Origin of the sequence: Streptomyces sp. NPDC055962, assembly GCF_042270185.1 — a bacterium.
Lineage (GTDB): Bacteria > Actinomycetota > Actinomycetes > Streptomycetales > Streptomycetaceae > Streptomyces.
This window is the reverse complement of the sequence record NZ_JBHJYN010000005.1, coordinates 196,724-212,917: the sequence shown is the minus strand read 5'-3', so window position 1 is coordinate 212,917 and position 16,194 is coordinate 196,724. Positions and strand designations below refer to the sequence as shown.

Below are 16,194 nucleotides of genomic sequence, written 5' to 3'. Positions count from 1 at the left end.
GACTTCCTTCGATCGAGTGAACGACCAATCCGCCGGACGGTCGGTGCCGAAATACCGGTGTGAGAACAGACCGATACGTTTCGCAGAAGCAAGGGACCTCCGGCTCCCGGCGGACCCGCTGGGCGCGTGCGGCTTCCGCTGCGCTCAGCGGTGTGATCGCCGGGTTCACCGCCCTGTGCGTCGCCGAACTGGTCGCCGCTGCCGTGCGTCCCGAGGCGGGTCCGGTCACGGCCGTGGGCGGGGCGGTCATCGACCGCACTCCCCCGGCTGTCAAGGACTTCGCCGTACGGAACTTCGGCACCGACGACAAGCTGGTGCTGCAGCTCGGGATCCTCGTCCTCCTGGCGCTCTTCGCCATGGCGGTGGGGGTGCTGGCGCTGCGGCACCGGTGGACCGGCGCTGCGGCCGTACTGGTCTTCGGCGTGGTCGGGGCGGTCGCGGCGAACGGGCGGCCGGAAGGCCGGCCGCTCGACGCACTGCCCTCGGTCGTGGGCGCGCTGGTGGCCGCAGGAGTGCTGTATCTCCTGGCCGGACGGCTGGCCCCGGTGGCCGCCCCGTCTCCCGCGGCTGGGGAGACGGGCGGTGGGGAACAGGGCGCCTTCGACCGCCGCGGATTCGTCATCGCGGCGACCGCGGCGGCGGCGGCCTCGGCCGGCGCGGGACTCGTGGGGCGACGGCTCCAGGCGTCCCGGCTGGCCGGGGTCTCCGCCTCGCGCGGTGACATCGTCCTTCCGTCCCCGGCCTCGGGCGCACCCGCGATACCGGGCGGAGCGGATCTGGGCATCCGGGGTCTGAGTTCCTTCACCACCCCGAACAAGGACTTCTACCGGGTGGACACCGCTCTGGTGGTTCCGCGCGTCGACGCCGACCGGTGGCGGCTGCGGATCCACGGCAAGGGGGTGGCGCGCCCCCTCACCCTCGGGTTCCAGGACCTCCTGGAGCGCGAGCTCGTCGAGCGCGACATCACGCTGACCTGCGTCTCCAACCAGGTGGGCGGCCCCTATGTGGGCACGGCCCGGTGGATCGGCGTGCGGCTGGCCGACCTGCTGCGCGAGGCCGGGGTGAAGCCCCCGTCGAAGGGCGGCCGGGCGGACCAGCTCGTGTCGCGCTCCGTGGACGGGATGACGATCGGGACGCCGGTCGAGGACGTCATGGACGGCCGTGACGCCCTGCTCGCGGTCGGTATGAACGGCGAACCGCTGCCGTTCGACCACGGCTTCCCCGTCCGGATGGTCGTCCCCGGTCTGTACGGCTACGTCTCGGCGTGCAAGTGGATCCAGGACATCGAGCTCACCACGTTCGACGCGTACGACGCCTACTGGGTCAAGCGCGACTGGTCCCGCGAGGCGCCGATCAAGACACAGTCACGGATCGACACCCCGCGCCCCTTCGCCGCCCCGCGAGCGGGGAAGGTGCCGGTCGCCGGTGTCGCCTGGGCCCAGCACCGGGGCATCGCCCGGGTCGAGGTCCGGGTGGACGGCGGCGAGTGGCACACCGCGCGGCTGGCCGCCGAGGCCGGCCGCGACACCTGGCGCCAGTGGGTGTGGGAGTGGCCCGCCACGACCGGCCACCACACCCTCGAGGTCCGCGCGACGGACCGGACCGGCGCCACCCAGACCGACAAGCGGGTCGGCACCGTGCCCGACGGTGCGACCGGCTGGCACTCGGTGGTGGTCGACGTGACCTGAATCCCGCCGCCCACCGAACCCTCTCTTTCCTTTCCTCTGTCGAACAACGATCCACTACAGGAGAACACCATGAACAACCGTCACCTCCGCCGCATCGCCGTCACCGTCTCCGCCGCGGCGCTCCTGCCGCTCGCGCTGACCGCCTGCTCCGGCGACTCCGACACGTCCTCGTCCGACTCCGGTGCGGACAAGGCCGCGTCGAGCGCGCCGGCGAAGGAGACCGAGTCGGCTGCGGCGATGGACAAGCCGTTCGGCCCGGGCTGTGCGTCGGTCCCGAAGGAGGGCGCGGGATCCTTCGACGGCATGGCTCAGGACCCGGTCGCCACGGCCGCGTCGAACAACCCGGCGCTCTCCACGCTGGTCGCGGCGGTCAAGCAGGCCGGCCTGGTCGACACCCTGAACAGTGCCGAGAACATCACGGTGTTCGCTCCCACCAACGACGCCTTCGCCAAGATCCCGAAGGCCGACCTGGACAAGCTGCTCGCGAACAAGGCCGAGCTCACCAAGGTTCTCACCGCGCACGTGGTCGGCCAGAAGCTGACGCCGCAGCAGCTGGAGAAGGGCTCCTTCGACACGCTGGCCAAGACCAAGCTGACGACGGCGGGTTCGGGCGAGGAGTACACCGTGAACGACTCCTCCAAGGTCGTCTGCGGCAACGTGCCGACCGCCAACGCCACGGTCTACATCGTCGACACCGTCCTGATGCCGGCGAGCTGATCCCACACCGTCCTGATGCCGGCGTGCTGATCCCACGCCCGTCGGTACGCTGACGGCATGACCCCGACGAGCCCCGAGGACCGCGCTCTCCGCCCCCATGGCCGGAGCGGCGCGGACCGCGGGGCTCGTGCCGTGGGCGCGGTCGTCGGGTCCGCGGTGGGCGACGCGCTGGGCGCCCCCTTCGAGTTCGGGCTCCCGGGCGTCTACAGCGCCAGGTTCCCGGACGGGGCGGGCACGATGTGCGGGGGCGGCGGCTGGGATCCGGGCGAGGCGACGGACGACACGCAGATGGCCGTCCTCGTCGGGGAGTCGCTGCTGGAACGGGGCGGCCTCGACCTCCCCGACCTGTTCGGCCGCTTCCGCCGGTGGGCGGCGGGCGAGCCGAAGGACATCGGGCTGCAGACCGAGGACGTGCTCACGAGCGGCGATCCCTGGGACCTGGCCGCAGCACTTCACTTCCAGATCAACACCCGTGCCGCGGGCAACGGTTCACTGATGCGCGCCGCTACTTCTGCGGTGTACTTCGCCCGGGCGGGGCGCACGGCCACGATGGACGCCGCCCGACGCATCGCGGCGCTGACGCACGGCGACCGGGCCGCGTGGGAGGGCACCGCCGTCTTCCACGAGCTGGTACGGGTGGCACTGGAGGGCGGCGACCCGCTCACGGCCGTGGACGGCGCCCTGGCCGAGGTCCATCCCGCCCACCGGGAGCGCTGGGCGTCCGTACTCACCCCGCAGTGGCGGCCGGACGACGCCACCGAGTTCAACGGCGCGGTGTGGCCGTGCCTCGCCACCGCCGTGTGGGCGCTGCGCACCACGAGCGGATTCGAGGCGGCGCTGTCCGCCGCCGTGGACGTGGGCGGGGACACCGACACCGTGGCCGCGGTGACGGGCGGCCTGGCGGGCGCCGTGTACGGCATCGGTGCCGTGCCGGAGCGCTGGACGCGCCCGCTCCACGTACCGCTGCCCGGATACGGGAACCGTCTGCTGCGGGCCGGGGACCTGGAGGTACTGGCCCGCCGGCTCGACGGATCCGCAGAATCCGGCCGCCAGAAAAACTACACATAAGGGACAGGTAAGAGCACACTGGTCTCAAGAGCTGATGACCGCACTTCTCCACCGCGGTCGCTCCGGCAAGTCCGAAGGAGACCATCCTCATGAGTAACCTCTCGCACACCGGAAGGGACGTTTCCGGGAACACCAGAGACGTCTCCGGACACACCGGAAGGGACATCTCCGGGCACCCCGACGCCGAGGAGATGCGGGCACGTCACGACCGCGTGATCAGCGGCGGCGGCCGTACGACGGCCATGGCGGACGCGCCGGTGTTCCTGCTGGGTCTGTTCTGCGCCGTCTCGCCGTGGGTGCTCCACTTCACCGCGAGCCAGCCCGCCCTGGTGACGCACAACCTGGTCATCGGCATCGCGATAGCCGTGCTGGCACTCTGCTTCACCGCCATGCCGGAACGGATGACCGGGATGAGCATGGCCATCGTCGCCCTGGGCGCGTGGCTCATCGTGTCGACCTGGGTCGTGGGCCAGAGCCCCGACATGGGCGTCATCCTCAACAACGTGATCGTCGGTGGTCTGGCGATCGTGCTGGGGGCCGCCTGCGCGGGACTCTCGATGAAGAACAGGAAGAGGACCTGACAGGAGAACGCGCGGAAGTGGCCACAGGCACGCACAGACCGCCTGTGGCCACTTCACCGCTCTCACGACGTCACGACACCGTCGTACGGCAGGGTGCCGAACGGGCCGGGCCTCAGCCCACCGAGCTGTACGCCACCACGCCCCGCAGCACCGCGTCGACCGCCTTGTGGGCGTTCTTCGCGACCGAACTCCCGTCCCTGGGCGCGGCGGCCGCGATCTGACCGAGCACGTCGATGACCTGCTTGCACCACCGCACGAAGTCCCCGGCCGGCATCTCCGCCTCGCGGAGCACCTCGTCCAGCGTCCGCCCGGAAGCCCACATGTAGACCGACCAGGCGAAGCCGAGATCGGGCTCCCGCTGCCCGACCCCTTCCGTCTGACTGATCTTGAAGTCCTCCTCCAGGGCGTCGAGCCTGCCCCAGATGCGGACCATTTCCCCCATCGCGGCCTTCGCCGGCCCGGACGGCAGCTTCGGCGCGACGGCGTCGTCCGCCTGGCGCGCCTCGTAGACCAGCGCGGAGACGCAGGCGGCGAGTTCGGCGGGGTTGAGCCCCTCCCAGACGCCCTCCCGCAGGCACTCGCTGGCCAGCAGATCGAGCTCGCCGTAGAGCCGGGCCAGCCGCCTCCCGTTGTCGGTGACCTCGCTGCCCCGCAGGTAGTCGAGCTCGGTCAGAAGCGCGACGATGCGGTCGAAGGTCCGGGCGATGGTGTTCGTCCGGCCCTCGATCCGGTGCTCCAGCTGCCGGGTGTCACGCTGAAGCCGGTGGTAGCGCTCCGCCCAGCGGGCGTGGTCCTCACGCTCGTCGCATCCGTGGCAGGGGTGGGCCCGCAGCTCCGTGCGGAGCCTCGCGATCTCCCCGTCGTCGGCCGCCGCGGCCCGCTGCTTGCGGTGCCGTCCCGGGTCGATGTGCCCCGCCTTGCTCCGGAGCGCGGAGGCCAGGTCGCGACGGGACTGGGGTGAGCGCGGGTTGAAGGACTTGGGTACCCGCATCCGCTCCAGCGCCTCGACGGGCACCGGGAAGTCGATGCCGGCCAGCCGCTTGACCTGCCGCTCCGCGGTGAGCACCAGGGGGCGGGGCCCGTCGTGGTACTCCAGTCCGCGGTGGCCGTTCGTCCGGCCGGCGGGCAGTCCCGGGTCGAGGACCAGGGCGAGCCCGGCGAACTTGCCGGTGGGCACGTGGATGACGTCACCGGGCTTCAGCTTCTCCAGGGAGGAAGCGGCGGCCGCGCGCCGCTGGGCAGCACCCTGCTTGGCCAGGTCAGTCTCGCGGTCCTTGAGGTCGCGGCGCAGCTGCGCGTACTCCTCGAAGTCCCCGAGGTGGCAGGTCATGCCCTCCTTGTAGCCCTCGAGGCCCTCCTCGTTGCGCTGGACCTGACGCGAGATCCCCACGACGGACCGGTCGGCCTGGAACTGCGCGAAGGAGGTCTCGAGCAGCTCACGGGAGCGGTGCCGCCCGAACTGCTGCACGAGGTTGACGGCCATGTTGTACGAGGGCCGGAAGCTGGACCGCAGCGGATACGTACGCGTGCCGGCGAGCCCGGCGAGCGCCCCGGGGTCCATGCCCCGCTGCCACAGGACGACCGCATGGCCCTCGACGTCGATCCCACGGCGCCCGGCACGCCCGGTGAGCTGGGTGTACTCGCCCGGTGTGATGTCGGCGTGCTGCTCGCCGTTCCACTTGACGAGCTTCTCGAGCACCACGGAGCGCGCGGGCATGTTGATGCCGAGCGCCAGCGTCTCGGTCGCGAAGACGGCCTTGACCAGGCCGCGGACGAACAGCTCCTCCACGACCTCCTTGAACGTCGGCAGCATCCCCGCGTGGTGCGCGGCGATGCCCCGCTCCAGCCCTTCCAGCCACTCGTAGTAGCCGAGGACGTGCAGGTCCTCGCCGGGGATGGACGCGGTCCGCTCCTCGACGATCTCCCGCACCAGTCGGCGCTTCTCCTCGTCGTTCAGCCGCAGTCCGGCCTGGAGGCACTGCTGCACGGCTGCCTGGCAGCCGGCCCGGCTGAAGATGAACGTGATGGCGGGCAGCAGCCCCTCGGCGTCGAGCCGGTCGATGACCTCGGGCCTGGACGGGGTCCAGATACGGCTGCGCTGGCGGCGCTCGCGCTCGCGGTCGGCCTCGCGGACCATCTTCCCGCGCCGGCGCTCCCGCGGGTTGTACCCGCGCTGGTTCTCCATCCGGGCGAGCCGGACGAGGTCGGTGTTGACCTCGCGCCTGCCGGTGCCGCGGCCGCCGTGGTCCGTCTCCTCCTCGAAGAGGTCGTACATCCGCCGCCCGGCCATGACGTGCTGCCACAGCGGCACGGGCCGGTGCTCGGAGACGATCACCTGGGTGTCACCGCGCACCGTGTCCAGCCAGTCACCGAACTCCTCGGCGTTGGACACGGTCGCCGACAGCGACACCAGGGTCACCGACTCCGGCAGGTGGATGATCACTTCCTCCCACACGGCGCCCCGGAAACGGTCGGAGAGGTAGTGCACCTCGTCCATGACCACGTACCCGAGGCCGGTGAGGGACTGGGAGCCCGCGTACAGCATGTTGCGCAGGACCTCGGTGGTCATGACGACCACCGGCGCGTCCGCGTTGACGCTGTTGTCACCGGTCAGCAGACCGACCTTGTCCGCGCCGTAGCGCCGGACGAGATCGGTGAACTTCTGGTTGGACAGAGCCTTGATCGGCGTGGTGTAGAAGCACTTGCGGCCCTGCAGCAGGGCGAGGTGCACGGCGAACTCGCCGACGATCGTCTTGCCCGACCCCGTGGGGGCCGCGACCAGCACCCCCTTGCCTGCCTCCAGGGCCTGGCAGGCCTCGATCTGGAACGGGTCCAGCCCGAACTCGTACATCTCGCGGAAGGGCCCGAGGGCCGTGGCCGCCTCGGCCGCACGGACCCGGGACGCCTGGTATCGCTCAGCTGGTGAGAGGTCCTCTGTCATCTTGCTACGAGCCTACCCGCCTCGTATGACAGTCAGCCCGATCTTTCTTTTCACGGTGCCAGGACCCGGACCGCGCCGGGCACGCAGGTCGCGGTGAGCGGCAGCGGGCCCAGCGGCTCACCGTCGGCGTAGGCCGTGACACCCGCGGCGGCGAGCTCGATGGACGCGACCCGGTGCACCGTGACCACCGGGTGGTCGAGGTGCGTTCCCCGGTACACCTTCGGAAACACCTTGAGCAGCGTGGTCCGGCTGCACTCGCCGACGACCGTCACGTCGAAGAGCCCGTCGTCCATGACCGCGTCCGCACAGATCCGCATCCCGCCGCCGTACGTGGTCCCGTTGCCCACCGCGATCAGAGTCGCCTCGATCTCGCGGACCGGGCCACCGTCCAGCCGCAGGCGGTACGGGATGGGCCGGAAGGCCGCCAGCTCGGCCAGGATCGCCAGGTCGTACTTGAAGCGCCCGCCGACCCGGCGCATCCGGTTGCCGCGGTCGTTGACCCGCGAGTCGAAGCCCGAGGCCAGCACGGAGCCGAACCACCGGTCCCCGACCCGGCCGAGGTCGATCGTGCGTACCGTCCCGGCCTTGAGCGCCTCGGCGGCGAACCGTCCGGCGGCGGCCGGATCGCGGATCGGGAGCCCGAGGGCACGGGCGAAGTCGTTGCCGGTGCCGACGGCCACGGCGCCGAGCGGTGTCGAGGTGCCCGCCACGGCCTGCAGGGCGAGGGACATCATGCCGTCCCCGCCCACGGCTATGAGCGCGCCGGTGCCGCCCGCCACGGCCTCGCGGGCCCGCCGCAGGGCGTCGTCGGCGTCCTCGCCGAGCACGGTACGGACGGAGAATCCCGCGTCCCGCAAAGCCGAAGCGGCCGGCTGCGCGGCACGCGCGCCCCGGCCGCTTCCCGCGGTGGGATTGACGAAGAGGGTGATCTCGCTGGTCACCCGCGGGACCTTACAAGGTCAGGTGATGTCGTCGTAACCGTTGAGCCGGGGGGACCGGCCGCCGTCCGCGTCGCCGGATGCCTGCTCGGGCAGCGCGGCCCGGGAGGACACCTGATCGATGGCGCCGACGGGCTCGGGGGTGAGGTCCAGCTCGGACGCCTCGTCGTCGTCGAGCTCGGCGTCCGGGTCCTTGCGGCGCCTGCGCTTGTCGTTGAGGAGCGAGAAGCCGACGGCGACGAAGTACAGCACCGCCAGCGGGCCCGCCAGCAGGAGCATCGAGAGGGGGTCACCACCCGGGGTGGCGATGGCTCCGAAGGCGGTGAGCCCGACGATCATCCCGCGCCACCAGGCCAGCATGCGCTTACCGCTCAGCACCCCGGTCATGTTCAGCAGGATGAGCAGCAGCGGCAGCTCGAAGGCCAGGCCGAAGACGAGCACCATGCGGGTGATCAGATCGAGGAAGTCGTCGAGCGGCAGCAGGTTCTTCACGTTGTCGGGCGTGAAGCCCAGCATGATCTCGGCGGTCTGCGGCAGGATCCAGTAGGCGATCCAGGCGCCGGCGACGAAGAGCGGGACACCCGCCGCCGCGAAGGCGAAGGAGTAGCGCTTCTCCTGCTTGTGAAGGCCCGGGGCGACGAACGCCCACAGCTGGTAGAGCCACACGGGAGTGGCCACCAGCACACCCGTCATCAGGGCGACCTTCAGGGCGATGGTGAACGGCGACAGCAGACCGTTGGTGGTCATCTCCGCGCAGGGACGACCGTTGACCATGGTCACGGCGCCGTCCCTGCAGCCGACCGAGTCCAGGATCGGCTTCATCAGGAACTCGAAGATTTCCTTCTGGAAGAAGGCCGCCACGACCACGGCGACCAGGATCGCCAGGACCGACTTCAGCAGACGGTTGCGCAGCTCACGCAGGTGATCGAGAAGGGGCATCCGCCCCTCGTCGTCCTTCTCCTGCTTGCGGGCAGACTTGAGCAACCCACTTCCCTCGTCTCGTGCGGCAGCTTCCGGTGGTGCGGGTCAGCTGTCAGCTCTGGGTGGTGGGCTTGGCGTCGCTGACCGGCCGGGAGCTGGTGACGTCTCCCGGAGCGGCCTGGATCGTACGGGCAGTGGTGGCCGGCGGGGTGGTGTCGGCCACGTTCTCCGCGGTGGGTGCCGCGGGCTCCGCGTCGTCCTTCTTCATGGCCTTGGCCTCGCTCTTGAGGATGCGGGCCGACTTGCCGAGCGAACGCGCCATGTCGGGAAGCTTCTTGGCACCGAAGAGCAGCAGGATGACAGCGATGATCAGAACGATCTCGAGGGGCTTCAGATTGCCGATCATGTGCGACTTCCTTCTCACTGAGGCGTCCGGAGGGTGGGCTCGCCGCCCGTTCGACCGGACAGTTGTCCGACCTTCGCGCTGGCAGCGATCGTAACCCGCAGGGGTAAACGCGAGGCAATGCCCGTGCGTACACCCGCTTGCGGCCCGCACCTCCCTGCCTGGGCCGCTCAAGCAGCGTACCCCCCTGGCCGGTGGATCTGGAGGCCGCGCCCTGCTAGCGCAGGGCCTCTCCGGTGTCGGCGAGGGTGGTGGCCGCTCGTTCGAGATCCTCGGCCGCTCGGTTGATCCGCCGCGTGGTCGCGGCGACCTGTCCGGCGAGGCGCTGTGCCTCGACGAAGACCTTGACGGCCAGCACACCGAGCACGGCGAGGCCGGCGAATCCCAGGGCGATGGCGAGCATGGGCCAGAACATGGACGGATCCTCGATCGTGTTCGTCACCGCAGGGCGGTGTGCAGGCGCAGCGTCCGCACCCCGCCGCCGCTCAGGAGCTCCACTATGCGCTCCCCGGCGGGCTTGCGGACCGCGGTGCCGCACGCGGGGCAGGTGAAGGAGTAGAAGGTCGTACGGTGGCTGGCTCCTATCGCCAGTCGCAGCGCACCCGCCCCCAGCTCGAACCGCTCACGGCAGTCCGGACAGGCGGCCCGGAAGCGCACGGTGTCGGGCACCGGGACCGGAGCCGGTCCGGTCTGCGTGCTCGGTATCGCGGTCATGTGACCTCGGTCCCCTCGGTGCACGGTGGCCGCCCTTCAGAGTGCGCCGTCGTAGGCGGCCAGTGCCTCACGCGCCGCCGCCCTGGCGCTCTCGGCGAGCTCCGGGGGCGAGGTGATGCGTCCTTCGCCGCCCAGCCGCAGGGCGAGCCTGCGCAGGGAGGCCGGGTCCGGGGTGCGCAGCGTGATCCGCAGACCGCCGTCGGGCAGTTCCTCCGCGCTGTCGTGCGGGTAGTACTCGGCGACCCACCGGCCGCCGGGGCCGACCTCGATCACGACCTCCGGGTCCTCGGCCGCGGGCTGCACCAGCCCCTCGGAGAGATCGCGCAGCTCCAGCTCGGGCGGGGCCGACGGGGCGTCGAGGAGCCTGATCTCGGCGACCCGGTCGAGCCGGAACGTGCGCCGCGCCTCGGTGAGACGGCACCAGCCCTCCATATAGGTGTGGCCGACGGCGAACAGCCGGATCGGGTCCACCTCGCGCTCGGTCAGTTCGTCGCGGGCGGGCGAGTAGTAGCGCAGCCACAGCCGGCGCCGCTCGGAGATCGCCCGGTCCACGTCGGCGAAGACCCCGCCCTCGGACTCGAAGGTGACCGAGAGCCGGGAGCTCGCGGCCCCCACCTCACCGGCCGCCGTCTCCAGCTTCGCGGTCGCGCGCACCAGCGCCTGCCGGTCGCTCTCCCGCAGGCCGGGGAGCGTGGCAACGGCACGGGCCGCGACGAGCAGCGCGGTCGCCTCGTCGGCGGCGAGCCGCAGCGGCTCGGCGACGTCGTCCGGGTTGTGCCACCAGATCCGGTCGCCGTCGGTGTCGATGTCCAGCAGGTCCCCGCCCCGGAAGCTGGTCCCGCACATGGGGAGCACGTCGAGGTCGGAGATCAGCTCGTCCTCGGTGATCCCGAAGGCACGGGCCACGTCCTGGACGTGGGCGCCGGGGCGCTCGCGCAGGTACGTGACCAGGGAGAGCATCCGCCGGGTCTGGTCGATGGCGTTCGTGGCCACGGGCAGGGGTCCCCTCAGTCCTTGGCCACGGCGCGCAGCCGGTCCATCACGTCGGCCCGCAGGTCGGCGGGCTCGCTCACGGTCACGTCGGGCCCGAACTCCACGAGCCAGGCGTCCAGGCCGTGTCCGTACGGGATCTCCAACTCGTCCCAGCCGTCCCCGAGTTCCCGTACCGATATCGCGCGGGAGCGCAGCGGGTAGCCGGATCCGGCGCGCAGCCTGATGCGGGCGGTCCTGGTGGCGGTCTCCCCCGCCCAGCTCTCCACGGTCTCGCGGACGGTGACGGCGTCGGGCACGAGGGCGGTGAAGGCTCCTGCGCGGGAGCGGACCCGGCCCGAGATCCGGGACAGCCGGAAGACGCGCTCGGCACCCCGGTCGCGGTCCCAGCCGGCCAGGTACCAGTGGCCCCGCCAGCATTCGAGCGTCCAGGGTTCGACCTGGCGCTGCTCGGGGTGGGCCGCGTTGCCCTTGCGGTAGTCGAAGGTGACCGGGCGGCGGTCGCGGCAGGCGAGCATCAGGGGCTCGAAGGCGGCCTCGTGGACCGGGATGCGGGGTTCGAGGGCGCTGTGCACCTCGTAGGCGTCCTCGGCCTCCGGCATGCCCGCGGCGCGCAGCTTCTGCAGGGCTCCGCTGGCGGCCCCGGCGAGCCGGGCCTGCTGCCAGACCTTGGCGGCGAGCCCGAGGGCCGCGGCCTCCTCGGCGTCCAGGGTGATGGGAGGCAGCCGGTTGCTGTCGCGGCGGGCGAGGTAGCCGGTGTCGCCGTCCAGGTTCTCCACGGTCTCGATGACCAGGCCGAGTTCGCGCAGATCATCCTTGTCGCGCTCGAACATCCGGTTGAAGGACTCGTCGGAGCCCGCCTCCAGATAGGCCTCGATGGACCCGCGGAGCTCACGCTTGCTGAGCGGACGCCGGGTACCCAGCAGACACAGCGCCAGGTTCATCAGCCGTTCGGCCTTGGCAATCGCCATCGACGCCCTTTCTCGACGTGCTCTCCGACCGTCGACCGTACCGCCCCGGGGTGTCCGGACCAAAGCGAGGGCCCGTGCCTTGCGGCACGGGCCCTGACTGCGGTAGACGGACGGATCAGACGCCGACGAGGTCGCAGACGAAGATCAGCGTCTCGCCCGGGGCGATCGTGCCGCCGCCGGCGCCGCGGTCGCCGTAGGCGAGGTGCGCGGGGATGGTCAGCTGGCGGCGGCCGCCGACCTTCATGCCCTGGACGCCCTGGTCCCAGCCGGCGATGACCTGGCCGGCACCGAGCTGGAACTGCAGCGGGGTGCCGCGGTTCCAGGAGGCGTCGAACTCCTCGCCGGTGGAGAAGGCCACACCGACGTAGTGCACGGAGACGGTCTGACCCGCCTTGGCCACCGGTCCGTCGCCCTCCCAGATCTCCTTGATCTCCAGGTCGGCCGGCGGTTCGCCACCCGGGAAGTCGATCTCGGGCTTATCGATGCTCACTGAACTGCTCCTCTTGACTGTGAACTGGGCAACCGGGACAGTCTTACATCTTCGTCAGAATGTCCACGGCCCACACGAGCGTCGAGTTGGCGGGGATGGTCTGCTGGGCCTGGTCCCCGAACGCCTGGTCCGGCGGCATGACGAGCAGGACGCGACTGCCGACCTTCTTGCCGACCAGACCGGCCTTGAGTCCCTTGACGGTGACCTGGGCCAGCGGGAAGCTCGCGACCTTGCCCGTGTCGTACGTGCTGTCGAACTTCTTCGCACCCTTCCACAGGTAGGCCTCGTAGTTGACGACCACTGTGTCGCTCTCCTTGACGGCCTCACCCTTGGACTCGAGGATGTAGTTCGAGACCAGCTTCTTGGGCGGGTCGCTCTTCGGGATCGTGACCTTCGGCGCCTTGCCATCGGTGTTGTCGCCGACCTTGGGCAGGTCGATGTCGTCCTGGGCGACCGCGGTGCCCTCCGGGGACTTCGGAACCGGCTTGCCGTTCACCACGTCGACGACGAAGACCAGGGTGGCGTTGGGCTTGATGTCCTCACCCTGACCCTGCTCCCCGTAGCCGAGCTCCGGCGGGATGACCAGCTGGACGCGGCTGCCGACCTTCTGGCCGACGAGCCCCTGCTCCCAGCCGGGGATGACCATACCGGCACCGAGGATGAGCCCGAACGGCTGCTTGCGGTCGAAGCTGTTGTCGAACGGCTTGGTGGAGTCCCACGCCTGCCCGAGGTAGTTGACCTGGATGGCGTCGCCGTTCTTGAGCTTCGCGCCGTCACCCTCACTGATGACGTCGGTCTTCAGTTTCTTGGGGGGATCACCCTCGCCCTTGGCCAGGGTGGGCTTCTCACCGAATTTCGCCCCCGCGGTGATCGCGGGGTCGCCCTTGGATGAGGCGGAGTCGGAGGCCTTGTCGTCGCCGCATGCCGCCATGGACAGCAGCAGTAGGGGGACGACGAGAAGGCCGGCAAGTCGGCGCACGGGTTCCTCAGATCTCAGACGGCACGTGAATGGTCCCCCGACACTCTAGGCGGAGCGAAGGGCCCCGTACGAGGAATGTACGGGGCCCGGTCGCATTCGGGGCGGGACGGCTTCGTCCCGGATCACATGCCCGCGATCAGCTTCTCCACCCGTTCGTCGACGGAACGGAAGGGGTCCTTGCACAGCACGGTGCGCTGCGCCTGGTCGTTGAGCTTGAGGTGGACCCAGTCGACGGTGAAGTCCCGCCGCTGTTCCTGGGCGCGGCGGATGAAGTCGCCGCGCAGCCGCGCCCTGGTCGTCTGCGGGGGCACCGACTTGCCCTCGAAGATCTTCAGGTCGTTGCAGATGCGGGCGACCTGGCCCTTGCGCTCCAGGAGGTAGTAGAGCCCGCGCCGCCGGTGGATGTCGTGGTAGGCGAGGTCTATCTGAGCGACCCTCGGATTCGACATCGTCATGTTGTGCTTGGCCCGGTACCGCTCGATGAGCTTGTACTTCATGACCCAGTCGATCTCGGTGCCGATCCGGTCGAGGTCCTCCGCCTCGATGGCGTCCAGCGTGCGGCCCCACAGTTCGAGGACCTGGTCGACGGTGCCGGTGCGGATGCCCCGGCGCTCGACGAAGTCGACGGCCTTCTCGTAGTACTCGCGCTGGACCTCGATGGCCGACGCCTCCCGGCCGCTGGCCAGGCGCACCTTCCGCTGTCCTGTGATGTCGTGGCTGACCTCGCGGATGGCCCGGATCGGGTTCTCCAGGGTCAGGTCGCGCATCACCGTGCCCGCCTCGATCATGCGCAGCACGAGGTCGGTGGCACCGACCTTGAGGAGCATGGTCGTCTCGGACATGTTCGAGTCGCCGACGATGACGTGGAGGCGGCGGTACCGCTCCGCGTCGGCGTGCGGCTCGTCGCGGGTGTTGATGATCGGGCGGGAGCGTGTCGTGGCGGAACTGACGCCCTCCCAGATGTGCTCGGCCCGCTGGCTCACGCAGTAGACGGCTCCGCGCGGCGTCTGCAGCACCTTGCCGGCACCGCAGATCAGCTGGCGGGTGACGAGGAACGGAATGAGGATGTCCGCGAGCCGGGAGAATTCTCCGTGCCGGGCCACGAGGTAGTTCTCGTGGCATCCGTAGGAGTTTCCTGCCGAGTCGGTGTTGTTCTTGAAGAGATAGACGTCGCCCGCGATTCCCTCCTCGTGCAGGCGGCGTTCGGCGTCGACGAGCAGGCCTTCGAGAATGCGCTCGCCCGCCTTGTCGTGCGTGACCAGCTCGGTCACGTTGTCGCATTCGGGTGTCGCGTATTCCGGATGCGATCCCACGTCGAGGTAGAGGCGGGCGCCGTTCCGCAGGAAGACATTGCTGCTGCGGCCCCATGACACAACACGGCGGAAGAGGTAGCGCGCCACTTCGTCAGGTGACAGTCGGCGCTGTCCCCTGAACGTGCACGTGACGCCGTACTCGTTCTCCAGCCCGAAAATGCGGCGGTCCATGACTGAACATTACGCCTTATGGCCTGAGCTGAAACCGGGTTCGGCAGCACCGTTTCGATCATTTTCCGAACCGGCCACAACTGCGGGCGTACGCCCGGGAGCTGCGAGGACCCTTCCGGTGGCCAGCAGCACCAGCAGGGCGGCCACTCCACCGGCCCCGGCGACGGCGAAACTCCACGCCGTCCCGCCGAGCTCGACCGCCGGTCCCGCCACCGCCGTACCGGCCGCAGCGCCGACGCCGAAGGTCGTCACGAGCCAGGAGAACGCCTCGGTGACGGTGCCCCGCGGCGCGTGCCGGTCGACGACGATGAAGGAGCAGGCGATCGCCGGGGCGAGGAAGACCCCGGCGAGGGCCGCCAGCGCGGTCATGGCGGGCACACCGGGGGTGAGCATCAGCGGCAGATAGCCCAGCGCCAGCAGCGCGACGATGACCCGCAGCCTGCGCTCGGGCGCCCCCGCCCACTGCCGCGCGCCGTACACCGCTCCGCCGATCAGCGCACCGAGGCCGAGCGCGGCCATCAGCCAGCCGTACACGGACTCCCGGCCGTGATCGTCGGCGTAGGCGACACCGGCCACCGTGATCGATCCGAGGGCGAGCCCGACGAAGAAGAAGGCGCCCAGGAGGGCGAGCAGACCCGGGGAGCGCAGGGCCCCGAGCCAGTGGGCCTCGCGCGGCGCCGAACGCCAGGTCCTGGAGGGCTCGGAGAGGACGACGGAGAGCGCCCCGAGCACTCCCACGGCGTTGATGACGAGGAGGGCGGCGGCGGGCGACCAGAGCGACACCAGGACCGTCACGAGCAGCGGCCCCACGGTGAACATGACCTCCTGCGCCACCGCGTCCATGGCGTACGCCCGGTGCACCCGGTCCTCCCTGCCGAGGACCGTCGGCCACAGGGCGCGCAGCCCGCCCTCCAGCGGGGGCGTGAACAGGCCGGCCACGACGACGGCCGCGTAGGCCGCGGGGAGCCGGCCGAGGCCCGTCAGGGCCAGGGCGGCCATGCCGAGCGCGGAGACGACCGCTGCGGGGAGCTGCACGCGCGGCTGGCCGTACAGGTCCACGGCGCGGCCCAGCAGCGGCTGCCCCACCGCCGTGGCGAGCCCGTAGGCCGCCGCGAGGGCGCCCGCGAGGGTGTAGCTGCCGCCCTCGGCCCGGGTGAACAGGACGATCGCGATGTGGGCGGTGCCGTTCGGCAGCCGCCCCACCAGCGTCCCCGCCAGCAGCCGGGCGGCGTGCCGCGCCCTGAGGATGTCCAGATATCCCGCGGCCATGTCCGCCCCTCTCCCCCGCCGGTGTCGCAGCCTCGGGGTT

General features: G+C 70.7%; 16 protein-coding genes. 4 read left to right on the top strand and 12 right to left on the bottom strand.

Annotation, left to right across the window (positions count from 1 at the left end; translation table 11 throughout):
* The first annotated feature begins 152 nt into the window (after positions 1 to 152).
* The 4 genes from ACFC51_RS17095 to ACFC51_RS17080 all read left to right on the top strand — a co-directional run bounded on the left by ACFC51_RS17095 (position 153) and on the right by ACFC51_RS17080 (position 4,054).
* A complete protein-coding gene (locus tag ACFC51_RS17095; protein ID WP_376369607.1) occupies positions 153 to 1,688 on the top strand; it encodes a molybdopterin-dependent oxidoreductase in 1,536 nt (511 codons plus the stop codon).
* Positions 1,689 to 1,757: 69 nt separating this feature from the next.
* A complete protein-coding gene (locus ACFC51_RS17090; protein ID WP_376369609.1) occupies positions 1,758 to 2,405 on the top strand; it encodes a fasciclin domain-containing protein in 648 nt (215 codons plus the stop codon).
* A gap of 57 nt (positions 2,406 to 2,462) precedes the next feature.
* Entirely contained in the window at positions 2,463 to 3,473 is a 1,011-nt protein-coding gene (locus tag ACFC51_RS17085; RefSeq protein ID WP_376369611.1) for an ADP-ribosylglycohydrolase family protein, read from the top strand.
* 89 nt (positions 3,474 to 3,562) lie between these two features.
* Complete coding sequence (locus tag ACFC51_RS17080) at positions 3,563 to 4,054, top strand: SPW repeat protein (RefSeq protein ID WP_376369612.1); 492 nt, start codon at positions 3,563 to 3,565, stop codon at positions 4,052 to 4,054.
* A 112-nt stretch (positions 4,055 to 4,166) separates the two neighbouring features.
* Here ACFC51_RS17080 and ACFC51_RS17075 read toward each other — a convergent pair whose 3' ends face one another.
* The 12 genes from ACFC51_RS17075 to ACFC51_RS17020 all read right to left on the bottom strand — a co-directional run bounded on the left by ACFC51_RS17075 (position 4,167) and on the right by ACFC51_RS17020 (position 16,154).
* Positions 4,167 to 6,995 (bottom strand): DEAD/DEAH box helicase, encoded by a 2,829-nt coding sequence (locus ACFC51_RS17075; RefSeq protein WP_376369613.1) that lies wholly within the window; start codon positions 6,993 to 6,995, stop codon positions 4,167 to 4,169.
* A gap of 50 nt (positions 6,996 to 7,045) precedes the next feature.
* Complete coding sequence (locus ACFC51_RS17070) at positions 7,046 to 7,936, bottom strand: diacylglycerol kinase (RefSeq protein ID WP_376369615.1); 891 nt, start codon at positions 7,934 to 7,936, stop codon at positions 7,046 to 7,048.
* A gap of 18 nt (positions 7,937 to 7,954) precedes the next feature.
* Positions 7,955 to 8,917 carry a twin-arginine translocase subunit TatC gene (gene tatC / locus ACFC51_RS17065; protein WP_376529399.1) on the bottom strand — a complete coding sequence of 321 codons (963 nt, stop codon included), beginning with the start codon at positions 8,915 to 8,917 and terminating at the stop codon, positions 7,955 to 7,957.
* A gap of 49 nt (positions 8,918 to 8,966) precedes the next feature.
* Complete coding sequence (gene tatA / locus ACFC51_RS17060; RefSeq protein WP_376369618.1) at positions 8,967 to 9,260, bottom strand: Sec-independent protein translocase subunit TatA; 294 nt, start codon at positions 9,258 to 9,260, stop codon at positions 8,967 to 8,969.
* Positions 9,261 to 9,474: 214 nt separating this feature from the next.
* Entirely contained in the window at positions 9,475 to 9,672 is a 198-nt protein-coding gene (locus ACFC51_RS17055) for a hypothetical protein (RefSeq protein ID WP_129261536.1), read from the bottom strand.
* Between the two features lie 23 nt (positions 9,673 to 9,695).
* The gene (locus tag ACFC51_RS17050; RefSeq protein ID WP_376369620.1) at positions 9,696 to 9,971 is read right to left on the bottom strand and encodes a hypothetical protein; all 276 of its coding nucleotides are present in this window, start codon (positions 9,969 to 9,971) and stop codon (positions 9,696 to 9,698) included.
* Between the two features lie 36 nt (positions 9,972 to 10,007).
* Entirely contained in the window at positions 10,008 to 10,964 is a 957-nt protein-coding gene (locus ACFC51_RS17045) for a WYL domain-containing protein (protein WP_329226975.1), read from the bottom strand.
* A 14-nt stretch (positions 10,965 to 10,978) separates the two neighbouring features.
* Positions 10,979 to 11,932: a helix-turn-helix transcriptional regulator gene (locus ACFC51_RS17040; protein WP_376369622.1), complete on the bottom strand. Its 954-nt coding sequence runs from the start codon at positions 11,930 to 11,932 to the stop codon at positions 10,979 to 10,981.
* Positions 11,933 to 12,047: 115 nt separating this feature from the next.
* Entirely contained in the window at positions 12,048 to 12,422 is a 375-nt protein-coding gene (locus ACFC51_RS17035) for an FKBP-type peptidyl-prolyl cis-trans isomerase (RefSeq protein ID WP_376529397.1), read from the bottom strand.
* A gap of 43 nt (positions 12,423 to 12,465) precedes the next feature.
* Positions 12,466 to 13,401 (bottom strand): FKBP-type peptidyl-prolyl cis-trans isomerase, encoded by a 936-nt coding sequence (locus tag ACFC51_RS17030; RefSeq protein ID WP_376369625.1) that lies wholly within the window; start codon positions 13,399 to 13,401, stop codon positions 12,466 to 12,468.
* 122 nt (positions 13,402 to 13,523) lie between these two features.
* On the bottom strand, positions 13,524 to 14,885 hold the full coding sequence (gene pafA / locus ACFC51_RS17025) for a Pup--protein ligase (RefSeq protein WP_329226983.1): 1,362 nt from the start codon (positions 14,883 to 14,885) through the stop codon (positions 13,524 to 13,526).
* A gap of 9 nt (positions 14,886 to 14,894) precedes the next feature.
* Positions 14,895 to 16,154 (bottom strand): MFS transporter, encoded by a 1,260-nt coding sequence (locus ACFC51_RS17020; RefSeq protein WP_376369636.1) that lies wholly within the window; start codon positions 16,152 to 16,154, stop codon positions 14,895 to 14,897.
* Positions 16,155 to 16,194 lie beyond the last annotated feature (40 nt).

Bases quoted from the DNA above. Each gene is read 5' to 3' on its own strand.
- ACFC51_RS17090 (WP_376369609.1), top strand. From the start codon at position 1,758: ATGAACAACCGTCACCTCCGCCGCATCGCCGTCACCGTCTCCGCCGCG.
- ACFC51_RS17085 (WP_376369611.1), top strand. From the start codon at position 2,463: ATGACCCCGACGAGCCCCGAGGACCGCGCTCTCCGCCCCCATGGCCGG.
- ACFC51_RS17050 (WP_376369620.1), bottom strand. From the start codon at position 9,971: ATGACCGCGATACCGAGCACGCAGACCGGACCGGCTCCGGTCCCGGTG.
- ACFC51_RS17075 (WP_376369613.1), bottom strand. From the start codon at position 6,995: ATGACAGAGGACCTCTCACCAGCTGAGCGATACCAGGCGTCCCGGGTC.
- ACFC51_RS17020 (WP_376369636.1), bottom strand. From the start codon at position 16,154: ATGGCCGCGGGATATCTGGACATCCTCAGGGCGCGGCACGCCGCCCGG.
- ACFC51_RS17055 (WP_129261536.1), bottom strand. From the start codon at position 9,672: ATGTTCTGGCCCATGCTCGCCATCGCCCTGGGATTCGCCGGCCTCGCC.
- ACFC51_RS17080 (WP_376369612.1), top strand. From the start codon at position 3,563: ATGAGTAACCTCTCGCACACCGGAAGGGACGTTTCCGGGAACACCAGA.
- ACFC51_RS17040 (WP_376369622.1), bottom strand. From the start codon at position 11,932: ATGGCGATTGCCAAGGCCGAACGGCTGATGAACCTGGCGCTGTGTCTG.
- pafA (WP_329226983.1), bottom strand. From the start codon at position 14,885: ATGGACCGCCGCATTTTCGGGCTGGAGAACGAGTACGGCGTCACGTGC.
- tatA (WP_376369618.1), bottom strand. From the start codon at position 9,260: ATGATCGGCAATCTGAAGCCCCTCGAGATCGTTCTGATCATCGCTGTC.